The sequence below is a fragment of the Bradyrhizobium sp. OK095 genome, from assembly GCF_900109945.1.
In the GTDB taxonomy this organism is placed as follows: Bacteria; Pseudomonadota; Alphaproteobacteria; order Rhizobiales; family Xanthobacteraceae; genus Bradyrhizobium.
This window is the reverse complement of record NZ_FOBX01000012.1, coordinates 107096-120377: the sequence shown is the minus strand read 5'-3', so window position 1 is coordinate 120377 and position 13282 is coordinate 107096. Positions and strand designations below refer to the sequence as shown.

Sequence of the window (13282 nt, the reverse complement as noted above, 5' to 3'; positions counted from 1 at the left end):
ATTAACAATGCCCGCAGGTAGCATTCTCGTTGCTGATGACGATACCGCCATCCGCACAGTTCTCAATCAGGCACTGTCCCGTGCCGGCTATGAAGTCAGGCTGACCGGCAATGCCGCGACGCTGTGGCGCTGGGTCAGCCAGGGGGAGGGCGATCTGGTCATCACCGACGTGGTGATGCCGGACGAAAACGCCTTCGACCTGCTGCCGCGGATCAAGAAGATGCGGCCGAATTTGCCGGTCATCGTCATGAGCGCGCAAAACACCTTCATGACGGCGATCCGCGCCTCCGAGCGGGGGGCTTACGAATATCTGCCAAAGCCCTTCGATCTGAAGGAGCTGATCGCCATCGTCGGCCGCGCGCTCGCCGAGCCGAAGGAGCGGGTCGCGACGCCGGACGACGATTCGGAGCTGGAATCGATCCCGCTGGTCGGCCGCTCGCCGGCGATGCAGGAAATCTACCGCGTGCTGGCGCGTCTGATGCAGACCGACCTCACCGTGATGATCACGGGCGAGTCCGGAACCGGCAAGGAGCTCGTCGCACGCGCGCTGCACGATTACGGCAAGCGCCGCAACGGTCCGTTCGTCGCGGTCAACATGGCGGCGATCCCGCGCGACCTGATCGAGTCGGAATTGTTCGGCCACGAGCGCGGTGCCTTCACCGGTGCCAACACCCGCGCCTCCGGTCGTTTCGAGCAGGCCGAGGGCGGCACGCTGTTCCTCGACGAAATCGGCGACATGCCAATGGAGGCGCAGACACGATTGCTGCGCGTCTTGCAGCAAGGCGAATACACCACTGTCGGCGGCCGCACCCCAATCAAGACCGATGTGCGCATCGTCGCGGCCTCCAACAAGGATCTGCGCGTGCTGATCCAGCAGGGCCTGTTCCGCGAGGATCTGTTCTTCCGCCTCAACGTCGTGCCGCTGCGGCTGCCGCCCTTGCGCGAGCGCATCGAGGATTTGCCGGATCTCATCCGTCACTTCTTCGCGCTCGCCGAGAAGGATGGCCTGCCGCCGAAGAAGCTCGACTCGCTGGCGCTGGAGCGGCTGAAGCAGCACCGCTGGCCCGGCAACGTGCGCGAGTTGGAAAACCTCGCCCGGCGTCTCGCCGCCCTCTATCCGCAGGACGTAATCACGGCCTCCGTCATCGACGGCGAGCTGGCGCCTCCCTCGGTCAGTCCGGGCGCTGCGGTCCAGCAGGGCGTCGACAATCTCGGCGGAGCGGTGGAGGCCTATCTCTCCTCGCACTTCCAGGGCTTTCCGAACGGCGTGCCACCGCCCGGCCTCTATCACCGCATCCTCAAGGAGATCGAGGTGCCGCTGCTCACGGCCGCGCTCGCAGCCACCCGCGGCAACCAGATCCGCGCAGCCGATCTCCTCGGCCTCAACCGCAACACGCTACGGAAGAAGATCCGGGATCTCGATATCCAAGTCTATCGGAGCGGGGGCTAGTCCTCCAACGAACGGTGGCTCAGCTCCCCCTACCAAAGCGGAGCTGAGCCTGTCCGGATCGCGCTGGCCTTTGTGACTGGCGCGGTGATCAGAAGTCCGAATCGGGCCGAAATGTTCCGCCGGTCCCTTCAAATTGATCATGAGGCCGCGCGGCGTGGCGTCGCGCCTATCTGACCAAGCGGGCTGATGCCGGCAGCATGGCCACGTCAGCCGGTGTCTTCATGCCGGGGCCATTGACCAGCAGGTCGGAGGCCACGATCAGCAGCAGCACCGCCGAAACCATTATCGCGAGAAAGAACCTGTCCATGCCGGGTCAAGCCGGAATGGCCGGATTCCGTTCCGGCTGACCTGGCATCCCTGTGGATGCGCCGGGCCGTCGCGGCAGGGACGCCGCGGAATTGTCGCAATTCGGCAACAATGTGGTACGAATACATCAGTATCCGCCCGCGGCGGACCCCGTTTTCAGCACCCATTGCCGGAATGACCAGCGCAGACACCTCGGCCGCACACTTCGACACGGCCCCAGCAGATGAGCCCCGGCGTTGGTCGGTGCGGCGCTGGCTGGCGCCGTTTGCCGTGGTCCTGGCACTGGGGTCGGCCTTCCTGACCTTTGTCGTCCTGACCGGCCTGACGACGATCGAGCCGACGCCGGAGATCGTCCGCTCGTTCTACCTGATCAATGCGGCCACGATCCTGCTGCTGGTCGGGATCATCATCCGCGAGCTCTGGCAGATGATCGTGGCCCGGCGGCGGGGCAGGGCGGCGGCGCGGCTCCACGTCCAGATCGTCAGCCTGTTCTCGATCGTGGCGGTGTTGCCGGCGGTGCTGGTTGCCGTCGTCGCCAACGTCACCATCGAGCGCGGCCTCGACCGGCTGTTCTCCGGGCCGACCAAGGAAGTGATCCAGAATTCGCTGACGATCGCGCGCGCCTACATGCAGGACCATGCGCAGCTGATCCGCGGCGACATTCTCGGCATGGCCAACGACATCGCCCATGCCCGCCCGCTCTACGACCAGGACCGCCGCTCGTTCCGCGAGTTGCTGACCTCCAGCGCCGGCTCGCGCAATCTGCCGGGCGCAATGATCATCGACAAGAACACCAACATCCTGGAATCCGCCGACACCGGGATGCGGCTGGCCTATTCGCCGCCGGCGCCGGACTTCCTCAGCAACGTCAACGAATCCGAGCCCGAGATCGCGGTGCTTCCGGATGCGAGCTTCGTTGCGGCCGTGATCCGCCTGCGCGCCTTCAACGACACGTTCCTCTATGTCGCGCGGCCTCTTGATCCGAATGTCGTCAATCAGCTCAAGCAGACCGAGGTCAGCGTCGCCGAATACGCCCAGATCGAGTCGCGCCGGCTCGGCATCCAGGTCGCCTTTGCGCTGATGTTCGCGGTGATCGCGCTGACCATCCTGATGGCCTCGGTGCTGATCGGGCTGAACTTCGCCAACTCGCTGGTGTCGCCGATCCGGCGGCTGATGAACGCCGCCCATACGGTCTCGACCGGCGACCTTAACGTGAAGGTGCCGGTGCATCAGTCGGAAGGCGATCTCGCCCAGCTCGGCGAAACCTTCAACAAGATGACGCAGGAATTGCGCAGCCAGCGCGACGAGCTCGTCAATGCCAGCGACCTCATCGACAGCCGCCGCCGCTTCATCGAGGCCGTGCTGTCCTCGGCCAGCGCCGGCATCATCGGCGTCGATACCTCAGGCAGCGTCGGCATCCTGAACCGCTCCGCCGAGAAGCTGATCGGACACTCCGAGGCCGAGACGCTCGGCCATCCGCTCTCCGACGTGCTGCCCGAGCTCGAAGACATGATGAAAACGGCGCGGGAAGGCACCCAGCGCCTGGTGCAGGGCCAGATCACGATCACGCGCGACGGAGACGAACGCAATCTGTCGGTCCGCGTCAGCGCCGAGAAGAACCAGCCGCACGACAGCTACATCATCACGCTCGACGACATCACCGACCTGGTCTCGGCGCAGCGCACCTCGGCCTGGGGCGACGTGGCGCGCCGCATCGCTCACGAGATCAAGAACCCGCTGACGCCGATCCAGCTCTCCGCCGAGCGCATCCGCCGCAAATTCGGCAAGGCCATCACCGAGGCCAAGGACAAACAGATTTTTGAGCAGTGCACCGACACCATCGTGCGCCAAGTCGACGATATCCGCCGGATGGTCGACGAATTCTCGCGTTTCGCGCGGATGCCCAAGCCAGTGATGGAGGGCGAGGACGTCGTTGACGCCGTGCGGCAGGCGGTATTCCTGATGAAGGTCGCCCATCCCGAGATCGATATCGAGACGGAGTTCAAGGAAGATCCGCTGCGCGCCCAGTTCGACCGGCGGCTGATCTCCCAGGCGGTGACCAACATCGTCAAGAACGCCACCGAGGCGATCGAGCAGGTCCCGCCGGAGGAGCTCGGCCAGGAAAACGGAAAAGGCCGTATCGACGTGGTGGTCTCGCGCGAGGGCGAGGACGTGCTGATCGACGTCATCGACAACGGTATCGGCCTGCCCAAGGTCGCGCGCTCGCGGCTGCTCGAGCCCTATGTGACGACGCGGGTCAAGGGCACCGGCCTCGGGCTCGCCATCGTCGGCCGCGTGCTGGAAGACCATGGCGGGCGGATCGAGCTGAAGGATGCCTCGGACTTCCGCGCAGGCCAGCGTGGCGCCTGGATGCGGATGCGCTTTGCGATCTCCGGCGCCCCCCCGAAGAGCGAGGGGGCTGAGCAGGCGCCGGCGGCCGAGGCCAAGGGCACAGCCCAGCCGGACATCAAGGAAACGGCCAAGGAATCCACCAAGGCCTCCGAAACAAAAGGGCCGGCTGCCGAAACCAAAGAGCCGGCTGAAAAGACTAATGATTCAACGAAAATCGAAGCCTCAACAGGCAGCTGACAAGACAGGCGCGACTCATGGCAAGTGAAATTCTGATTGTCGATGATGAGGCCGATATTCGGGATCTCGTCGCGGGCATTCTCGAAGACGAGGGTTTTGTCACGCGGACCGCGCGCGATAGCGACTCCGCGCTCACCGAGATCGCCAACCGCAGGCCGCATCTGGTGTTCCTCGACATCTGGCTGCAGGGCTCCAAGCTCGACGGCTTGCAGCTGCTGGAGCAGGTCAAGAAGGACAATCCCGATCTGCCGGTGGTGATGATCTCCGGCCACGGCAACATCGAGACCGCGGTCGCCGCGATCAAGCGCGGCGCCTATGACTTCATCGAAAAACCGTTCAAGGCCGATCGGCTGATCCTGGTCGCGACCAGGGCGCTGGAAAACTCGCGGCTCAAGCGCGAGGTCAAGGAGCTGAAGCAGCTCGCGCCGAGCGCAAGCTCGCTCGTCGGCCGTTCGCCCAGCATGAACCAGCTGCGCCAGACTATCGACCGCGCGGCGAAAGCCAACAGCCGCATCCTGATCGTCGGCCCCGCCGGTGCCGGCAAGGAGCTGGCCGCACGCACGCTGCACACGGCCTCGGGCCGCGCCGACGGTCCCTTCGTCGTGATCAACGCGGCCGCCATCACGCCCGAGCGCATGGAGCACGAGCTGTTCGGCATCGAGCAATCCAACGGCGAGCACGCGCGCAAGCCGGGTGCGCTCGAGGAAGCCCATGGCGGCACGCTATTCATCGACGAGATCGCGGACATGCCGCGCGAGACCCAGAACAAGATCTTGCGCGTGCTGGTCGAGCAGTCGTTCCAGCGCGTCGGCGGCACCTCCAAGGTGCAGGTCGACGTCCGCATCATCTCTTCGACCGCGCGCAATCTCGAAGAGGAGATCGCGGCCGGCCATTTCCGCGAGGACCTCTATCACCGGCTCTCGGTGGTGCCGATCCGCGTGCCCGCGCTCTCGGAACGGCGCGAGGACATTCCGGAATTGATCGACTATTTCATGGAGCAGATCTCTGCCGGCAGCGGCCTGCCGAAGCGGCAGATCGGGCAGGACGCGATGGCGGTGCTGCAATCGCATGTCTGGCCGGGCAATGTGCGCCAGCTCCGCAACAACGTTGAGAGAGTCATGATTCTGGCCGCAGGCGGGCCGGAGGTGATCATCACCGCCGACATGCTGCCGCAGGATGTCGGCTCGATGGTGCCGGCGATGCCGACCAGCAACAATGGCGAGCACATCATGGGCCTGCCACTGCGCGAGGCGCGCGAAGTGTTCGAGCGCGACTATTTGATTGCACAGATCAGCCGTTTTTCAGGAAATATTTCTCGCACGGCCGAGTTTGTTGGCATGGAACGCTCGGCGCTGCACCGGAAATTGAAGGCGCTCGGCGTCGGCTAACCCGCGACGCTGCAGCCGCCGGTGGCGGATAAGCCAGGAAATCCATCGATTTCCGTAGTTTTTCGGGGGCAATTGGGCCCGGCCTGCCGCGCGAAGCGGCTTGCCTAATAACCCGTCCTGCCCTCTAATCGAACCGCTGTTCCTCCGAGGGGGATCTCATGAGGAACGGCAACCGGAAGAGACCCCGCATTTTCAAAAGCGGGGCGCAACCGGCGCAATAAAAAGAAACTCAAAGCGAGAAAAAAACAATGGCGGCAGACCGCGCACAAAACCTACAGGACACCTTCCTTAATCACGTTCGCAAAACCAAGACGCCACTGACGATCTTTCTGGTCAACGGAGTGAAGCTCCAGGGCATCGTGACCTGGTTCGATAATTTCTGTTTGCTGCTTCGGCGCGACGGTCACTCGCAGCTCGTTTACAAGCATGCGATCTCGACCATCATGCCGGGCGCTCCGATCCAGTTGTTCGAAGGCGGCGAGGATCAGCCGGCTTGAGAGTGACCTGATTGGAACCCCGGAATTTCGACGGGGAGGCCGACCGTCCGCGGTCGGCAGGGGCTAAGCAATCGGGGCGGGTGCTTGTCATCGGCCCCTACTTGCGACTGCGCGCAGGGAGTACCGACGCGCAATCGGAAAACCATGCCTCGTCTAACCATATCTTGCGAGACAGCGAGGCCCGGCTCGATGAAGCCGCGGGCCTCGCGCGCGCGATCGATCTCGTCGTTGCCGATGCCATCATCGCGCCGATCAGCCAGATCCGGCCCGCGACTTACATCGGCAAGGGCAAGGCCGAAGAGATTGCCGGGCTGGTCGAGACCCTCGACGTCGAGCTCGTCGTGATGGATTGCGCGCTGGCGCCAATCCAGCAGCGCAATCTCGAGAAGGAATTGCACGCAAAAGTGCTCGACCGCACCGGCTTGATCCTCGAAATCTTCGGCCGCCGCGCCAAGACCAAGGAAGGCTCGCTCCAGGTCGAGCTCGCCCATCTCAATTACCAGCGCTCGCGCCTGGTGCGCTCATGGACCCATCTGGAGCGTCAACGCGGCGGCTTCGGTTTCATGGGCGGTCCCGGCGAGACGCAGATCGAGGCCGATCGCCGCCTGATCCAGGAACGCATCTCCAAGCTCGAGGGCGAGCTGAAGAAGGTGCAGGCAACGCGGCGCCTGCATCGCGCCGGCCGTCAGCGCGTGCCGTATCGCGTGGTCGCGCTGGTCGGCTACACCAATGCCGGCAAGTCGACGCTGTTCAACCGCCTGACGCGTGCCGACGTGCAGGCCGCCGACATGCTGTTCGCAACCCTCGATCCGACGCTCCGCGCGCTCACTTTGCCGCATGGCGGCAAGGCGATGCTGTCCGACACCGTCGGCTTCATCTCGAATTTGCCGACGCAGCTCGTTGCAGCCTTCCGCGCCACGCTGGAGGAGGTGCTTGAAGCCGACGTGATCCTGCATGTGCGCGACATCTCGCACGAAGATGCCGAAGCGCAGCAAAGCGACGTCGACGCGGTCCTGCGCCAGCTCGGCATCAATCCCGATGACAGCGGCCGCATCATCGAGGTCTGGAACAAGATCGACCGTTACGACGCCGAGCAGCGCGAGGAGCTTCTGAACATCGCCGCACGCAGGCCGGAGGATCATCCGGCGATGCTGGTCTCGGCCGTGTCAGGCGAGGGCATCGACGCGTTGCTTGCTGCCATCGAGGAACGGCTCGCGGCCAAACGCACCACGCTCGATCTCTCCATCGACGCCGCCGACGGCGCCGGCATCAGCTGGCTGCACCGCAATGCCGAGGTGCTGGCGAAAGAGCTGCACGACGGCCGCTTCGACATGACCGTGCGGGTGGACGAGACCAAGCGGGATATCGTGGTGTCCAGGTTCGATGCCGTGCCTCGCGTGTCGACGTAGGGCTACGCGCCGAGAAAATCAATTCAACAAGTCGAGGCTCATGAACTGGTTATGCGGGCTCGCCTGATAGTCGGCGAAAGGCTCACAGTTCAAGAAGCCGACGCTGCGATAGAGTGAGACGGCCGGCGCGTGGAGCGATGCCGTGCCGGTCTCCAGGCTAAGACGTGCGTAACCTCGCTTGCGGGCTTCAGCAATGATGTGGAGCAGGATGGCGCGGCCAGCTCCGGTCCCGCGTGCAGCCGGTGCAGCACGCATCGACTTCACCTCTCCATGCGTGTCATCCAGTCGCTTCAGTGCACCGAATCCAGCCAGCGCATGGCCCTGCCAGACCGTCCAGAACGTCACGGTCGCAGCCGAAAGACCGCTCGCGTCCAGTGCCTGCGCGTGCTCACCCATGACGCTGCGGAGCTCTTCGAGATGATGTGCCAGCAGATCGGCGACATGTGGCGCCCTCGGATCGTCCTGCCTGATGTCCACTTCACGTCCTCGCTTCAGGTCGCCGTCTTCGCTGCGTTCCACAACGCATCCATCTCCGCCAGCGACGCCTGCTCCAGCGTCCGCCCCTGCGCCTCCAGCGCGCGCTCGATATAGGCAAAACGTCGCTCGAATTTCGCGTTGGTCGCGCGGAGTGCTGCTTCCGGATCGGCGTCGACATGGCGGGCGAGGTTGACGAGGGCGAACATCAGATCGCCAGTCTCCTCCGCGATCTCCTGCTTGTCATTGCGATCCAGCGCGGCCTCGATCTCGTCGGCTTCCTCGCGGATTTTTGCCAGCACCGCACGCGGGTCGTTCCAGTCGAAGCCGACGGTGGAGGCCTTGCGCTGCAGCTCCATCGCGCGCGTCAGCGCGGGCTGGCCGGCCTTCACGCCCGCGAGCAATGATTTGTGAGACGGCGTTTCCTCCGGCGGCCGGCGCGCGGCGCGCTCGGCTTTCTCCTCGGCCTTGATGCGGTCCCAGACTTCCTTGACGTGGTGCGGGGTGAGATTGCCGTCTTTGTCGGCGAAGACATGGGGATGCCTACGGATCATCTTGCGGGTGATGGCCTCGACGACGTCGCCGAAGGCAAAGGCGTTCTGCTCCTCGGCCATCTGGGCGTGGAACACGACCTGCAACAGCAGATCGCCGAGCTCCTCGCAGAGATCGTCGAGATCGCCGCGGCTGATGGCCTCGACCACCTCATAGGCTTCCTCGATCGTGTAGGGCGCGATCGTCGCAAAATTCTGCTCGAGGTCCCAGGGGCAGCCGGTCACCGGCGTGCGCAGCGCCGCCATGATCTCGATCAGGCGGGAAATGTCGCGGGAAGGGGTCATTGCGGGGCAGTCTCCTGGGTCCCAAACCTTATGCCAAAAGCGAGCCGGCGTTCCCAGCGCGGCGCGGCGGAACGAGCCGATTTCCACCGATTGGCTGATACGTTCCGCGATGCTAAAGCGCTGCCTATGACTGACACATTTTCATCAGAAACCGCGCTGGTACTGTTCTCCGGCGGCCAGGATTCCACCACCTGTCTTGCCTGGGCGCTAAGCCGCTTCGCGCGCGTGGAAACGCTGGGGTTCGACTATGGCCAGCGCCATGCAATCGAGCTGGCCTGCCGCGACCGGCTGGTCGACGGCATCAAGGGGTTGCGCGCAGATTGGGCCGCAAAGCTCGGCGAGAGCCACACGCTGTCGATCCCGACCTTGGCTTCGATCTCGGACACAGCGCTGACGCGTGACGTCGCGATCGCGATGGGCGCCGACGGCCTGCCCAATACGTTTGTGCCCGGCCGCAATTTGGTGTTTTTGACGTTTGCCGCGGCGCTGGCCTACCGGCGCGGCATCACCCACATCGTCGGCGGCATGTGCGAGACGGATTATTCCGGCTATCCCGATTGCCGCGACGACACTATCCGCGCCATGCAGGCCGCGCTTTCGCTCGGCATGGCGCGGCAATTCGAGCTGCACACGCCGCTGATGTGGATCGACAAGGCGGCGACATGGAAGCTCGCGCACGATCTCGGCGGCGAGGGGCTGGTCGATCTCATCCGCGAGCAATCCCACACTTGCTATCTCGGCGACCGCGGCGCGCAGCACGATTGGGGCTATGGCTGCGGCGAATGCCCGGCGTGCAGCCTGCGGGCGAAAGGGTGGCGGGAGTATGTGGCGGGGCGGTAGCGCCAAGGACTCAGTGTCGTCACCCGCGAAAGCGGGTGATCCAGTATCCCAGAGACCGTGCTTGAGTCGAGAAGCCGCGGCGTACTGGATTCCCCGCCTTCGCGGGGAATGACAGCGGAAGCCATGGCACGGGCGTGCCGTTTACCGAGTTAGCCAAAATCCTCTTCCCGCAACTCGATCGGCTTGCCGTGCGGCGTGCGATCCGCGGCGTGGTCCCACGCGTCGCGGTAGCGGTTCAGCGTCTCCATCGACGCGACACCCTTACGCGCGACCAGGCCTTCCAGCGTGGCAAGCCAGTGCAGGTAATACGTCTCGCCCGTATCGGGATCACCTGCGGCCTGCGCGCGCTTGATCTCGGAAGCCAGCGCTGCGGCCCATTCGGGCCAGGTGAACACGCCGCGGTCGTGCAGCGTCAGCGCCATCGCAAACGCATGAGCCTCCCACGGCGCGCGGAACACCGGGCCGTCGTCATCGCGGGGAATGCTTGGAATGGCGGCCGTCGCAGCCGCCGCGGCCGTGCTGCTCATCAAATCGGGTCCAGATAAGGCTCGAACGCGTCGATCGACACCTTCGAGGTCGGATCGCCGTCCGCGCCCCAGAGGTCGCTGCCTTCGAATACGACCGTGTAGAGCCATTGCGGATTCTCGCCGAGCTCCATCGCCGCCGAATCCGGAAACACGTGGCAGCCATGATTCAGTTCGACCACACCGACATGGCCGCGCACATAGCGCGGCAGGCGCGTGTGCGTCGCCGGATGGATGTTCTTGGCGCGCACGCGGTCGCCGATGTTGAATTTTGCCGGCGCGGGAGCAGGGCGGGCGAACTTGCCGCGCACCATGGTGCGCTCGACGTCCCCAAGCGCCAGCTTGCCGTGCTTGAGCGCCTTCGCAGGCTGCATCGCATGGCCCGCGGCGACTTCCTCCCTTGTGAGGTATCCCTTCTCGATCAGCATCTCCTCGAGCCCGAGAAACCATTTCTTGTAGTAGGAGCTCGACAGATAAACGTGCGGCGGGATCGTTTCGCGATAGAAGCGCGAGGTGTCGATGTTGAAGGCACCCGCCGCACCCATCGCGCGCACCATCGCCAGCACGCGAGATTCCCACGCCGCGTGAAACACCGGCTCGTTCGGCTCGGCCTCGACCTTGCCGAACCCGTCCATTCCGCCCATGTCGTGCACGCCGTTCACGACGGCGCCCCGGGCGTCTTGGCAAAGCCGGTGCCGATCATGGAATCCCGCGTGACGAGCTCGGCGAGCTGCTCCTCACTCCACCCCTCAGTGCCCTCGGGGCGCATCGGCAGTACCAAAAAGCGCGTCTCGGCAGTGGAATCCCAGACCCGGATTTCCATGTCCTTCGGCAGACTGACATCGAAATCGGCGAGCACGCCGCGCGGGTCCTTGACCGCACGCGAGCGATAGGGCGCGGCCTTGTACCAGACCGGCGGCAGGCCCAGCATCTCCCAGGGGTAGCAGGAGCACAGCGTGCACACGACCATGTTGTGGCGCTCAGGCGTGTTCTCGATCACGACGAGATGATCGCCGACACGGCTGACATGGCCGAGCGTGCCGATCGCCTTGCTACCGTCCTCCAGCAGCGCCTGCTTGAAAGCCGGATCGGTCCAGGCCTTGGCGACGACGCGGGCGCCGTTGTGCGGACCGATCTTGGTCTCATAGGCCTGGATGATGGCATCCAGCGCAGCCGGCTCGACATAGCCTTTTTCGGTCAGGATCGTCTCGAGTGCGCGCACGCGCAGCTCGGTCTCGGACAGCTCGGAATGGTCGTGATCGTGGTCGTGATGATGTTCACTCATGCCTCGAAGATAGTCCCAGAATCCGGGCCTTGTCGAGGCGAAGACTCTGCTAACATCGCGCCATGGGCTGGGCCAAACAAACCGGAATAACCGCCGCAATTGCGGCTCTTGTCACATTCGCGGCGCAGGATGCGCGCGCCGCGAATGGCGCCTATGCGGTCGATGCAGCCGATATCTCCGAGGTCGGCTCCTGCAAGGTCGAAAGCTGGATGTCGGCGGCAACCAACACGGATTTCGCCGCGGTCGCCAATCCGTCCTGTGTCGTCGATCCCTTCACGCCGATCGAACTGAGCCTGCAGACCATCCGCGCTCGCAGCGATGGTGACTGGAGCACGACGATTGCTCCCAAAGCCAAGACCAACTTCATCCCGACCGGGATCGGGCGGTGGGGATTGTCGGCCTATGGCGGCGGCTCCTTCGACGCGGCGACCGGCGAGGCGCTGACCGCCTTTGCCGTGATCCCCGCGACCTTCCGCCTGTCGGAGACCATGCGTATCAACGTCAATGGCGGCTGGCTCTGGGATCGCGCGGTCGACCGTCACTATTTGACCTACGGCCTCGGCTTCGACTGGAAGTTCACCGACACCTTGCAATGGACGATCGAGGCCTACGGGCAGGCCGGCGCCTCCGAGATCGCCAGCGTCGTGCAGCCGCGCTTCCAGACCGGCGTCCGCTACCGGCCGAACGAGATATTTTCCGTCGACGTGATCTACGGCCGTAACATCACCGGCGAGAACGCCAACTGGATCACCATCGGCACGACCATCCGGTTTCCGGTCGGCGGCAGCGAGCCGGAACATCGGCGCACCGGGCATTTGTGATCAAGAACGACAAGAGCCGGGAGGGCTGCGTTGACTGACTATGTGACGATCGAGAAAGGTCATGGGCCGGAGGGGCGGATCGCCATCGTGCGGTTCGACCGCAATGACGGCATCAACGCGCTGTCGCCCGAAGCGCTGCGCCAGCTCACCGCGGCGGCGCGCAGTTTTGAAGATGACGCGACAACCTCCGTCGTGGTGCTGGCGGGCAGCACCAGCGCCTTCAGCGCCGGATTCGACCTCAAGGATGCCGAGGGCCGCGCGCGCAAGGACATGGACCTCGGCACGCTGCGCCGGCACCTCAAGCTCGGGCCGCGCCTGACCCAGGCCTGGCAGGACATGGAGCAGATCACGATCGCGGCCATCGAGGGCTTTTGCGTCGGCGGCGGCGTGGCGCTGGCCGTCGCGCTCGACTTTCGCGTGATGGGGCGCGATGCGCATCTGCGCGTGCCCGAGATCGGCCTCGGCATGAACATGAGCTGGCAAAGCATTCCGCGTATGCTGCATTTGATCGGGCCGGCCCGCACCAAGCAGGCGGTGATCCTGGCCGATGAGCGCATCAGCGCGGACGAGGCCTATCAATGGGGCCTCGTGGAGCAGGTGACCGACCCCGGCCATGCGTTCGATGCCGCGATGGAGCTTGCCCGGAAGGTCGCCGCGCAGCCGCCGCTCTCGGTCGCCATGACCAAGCTGACCGTCAACCGGCTCGCGCATGCGCTGGACGATCTCGCCAGCCACATGGACGTCGACCAGTTCGCGCTGGCAAGCCTCAGCGAGGACCACAAGGAGGGCGTCGAGGCGTTCCTGGGCCGCCGCAAACCCCGCTTCAAGGGGCGGTAGAGGCCATTGATCGCGCCGCTGACAAT

14 protein-coding genes are annotated in these 13282 nt (G+C 64.6%); 8 read left to right on the top strand and 6 right to left on the bottom strand.

What is annotated here, in order from left to right; translation table 11 throughout:
- Positions 1 to 7 precede the first annotated feature (7 nt).
- Positions 8 to 1450 (top strand): nitrogen regulation protein NR(I), encoded by a 1443-nt coding sequence (gene ntrC, locus BMW89_RS28275; RefSeq protein WP_092031294.1) that lies wholly within the window; start codon positions 8 to 10, stop codon positions 1448 to 1450.
- Positions 1451 to 1616: 166 nt separating this feature from the next.
- Here ntrC and BMW89_RS38100 read toward each other — a convergent pair whose 3' ends face one another.
- Positions 1617 to 1757: a hypothetical protein gene (locus tag BMW89_RS38100; protein WP_177196362.1), complete on the bottom strand. Its 141-nt coding sequence runs from the start codon at positions 1755 to 1757 to the stop codon at positions 1617 to 1619.
- A gap of 173 nt (positions 1758 to 1930) precedes the next feature.
- On the opposite strand from BMW89_RS38100, the gene BMW89_RS28270 reads away from it, so the two are divergent.
- The 4 genes from BMW89_RS28270 (at position 1931) to hflX (ending at position 7639) form a co-directional block, all read left to right on the top strand.
- Positions 1931 to 4345: a sensor histidine kinase gene (locus BMW89_RS28270; RefSeq protein WP_177196373.1), complete on the top strand. Its 2415-nt coding sequence runs from the start codon at positions 1931 to 1933 to the stop codon at positions 4343 to 4345.
- 17 nt (positions 4346 to 4362) lie between these two features.
- Entirely contained in the window at positions 4363 to 5733 is a 1371-nt protein-coding gene (gene ntrX / locus BMW89_RS28265) for a nitrogen assimilation response regulator NtrX (protein ID WP_092031287.1), read from the top strand.
- 248 nt (positions 5734 to 5981) lie between these two features.
- A complete protein-coding gene (gene hfq, locus BMW89_RS28260) occupies positions 5982 to 6230 on the top strand; it encodes an RNA chaperone Hfq (RefSeq protein ID WP_007591126.1) in 249 nt (82 codons plus the stop codon).
- Between the two features lie 11 nt (positions 6231 to 6241).
- On the top strand, positions 6242 to 7639 hold the full coding sequence (hflX, locus tag BMW89_RS28255; RefSeq protein ID WP_177196372.1) for a GTPase HflX: 1398 nt from the start codon (positions 6242 to 6244) through the stop codon (positions 7637 to 7639).
- A gap of 18 nt (positions 7640 to 7657) precedes the next feature.
- On the opposite strand, the gene BMW89_RS28250 is transcribed toward hflX, so the two are convergent.
- Complete coding sequence (locus BMW89_RS28250) at positions 7658 to 8158, bottom strand: GNAT family N-acetyltransferase (RefSeq protein WP_244547707.1); 501 nt, start codon at positions 8156 to 8158, stop codon at positions 7658 to 7660.
- The gene (gene mazG, locus BMW89_RS28245) at positions 8131 to 8949 is read right to left on the bottom strand and encodes a nucleoside triphosphate pyrophosphohydrolase (RefSeq protein WP_092031280.1); all 819 of its coding nucleotides are present in this window, start codon (positions 8947 to 8949) and stop codon (positions 8131 to 8133) included. Before mazG ends, BMW89_RS28250 begins: the two co-directional genes overlap by 28 nt.
- A 126-nt stretch (positions 8950 to 9075) precedes the next feature.
- Between mazG and queC the strand changes: the two genes are divergently transcribed.
- Positions 9076 to 9789, top strand: a complete 714-nt coding sequence (queC, locus tag BMW89_RS28240; protein ID WP_092031277.1) for a 7-cyano-7-deazaguanine synthase QueC — start codon at positions 9076 to 9078, stop codon at positions 9787 to 9789.
- Positions 9790 to 9938: 149 nt separating this feature from the next.
- Here queC and BMW89_RS28235 read toward each other — a convergent pair whose 3' ends face one another.
- Genes BMW89_RS28235 through nthA form a run of 3 tightly spaced genes read right to left on the bottom strand, consistent with a single transcriptional unit; the run spans position 9939 to position 11598 of the window.
- Entirely contained in the window at positions 9939 to 10316 is a 378-nt protein-coding gene (locus BMW89_RS28235) for a nitrile hydratase accessory protein (RefSeq protein WP_177196371.1), read from the bottom strand.
- Positions 10316 to 10975 carry a nitrile hydratase subunit beta gene (gene nthB / locus BMW89_RS28230; RefSeq protein ID WP_092031269.1) on the bottom strand — a complete coding sequence of 220 codons (660 nt, stop codon included), beginning with the start codon at positions 10973 to 10975 and terminating at the stop codon, positions 10316 to 10318. Before nthB ends, BMW89_RS28235 begins: the two co-directional genes overlap by 1 nt.
- Positions 10972 to 11598, bottom strand: coding sequence for a nitrile hydratase subunit alpha (gene nthA / locus BMW89_RS28225; RefSeq protein WP_092031266.1), 627 nt, complete (start codon positions 11596 to 11598; stop codon positions 10972 to 10974). The genes nthB and nthA overlap by 4 nt, the downstream gene beginning before the upstream one ends.
- Before the next feature lie 62 nt (positions 11599 to 11660).
- Here nthA and BMW89_RS28220 point away from each other — a divergent pair, with 62 nt between their 5' ends.
- Both BMW89_RS28220 and BMW89_RS28215 read left to right on the top strand, forming a co-directional pair.
- Positions 11661 to 12419, top strand: coding sequence for a PA4824 family protein (locus tag BMW89_RS28220; protein ID WP_092031262.1), 759 nt, complete (start codon positions 11661 to 11663; stop codon positions 12417 to 12419).
- 30 nt (positions 12420 to 12449) lie between these two features.
- Entirely contained in the window at positions 12450 to 13256 is an 807-nt protein-coding gene (locus BMW89_RS28215; RefSeq protein ID WP_092031259.1) for an enoyl-CoA hydratase/isomerase family protein, read from the top strand.
- The last annotated feature ends 26 nt before the right edge of the window (positions 13257 to 13282 follow it).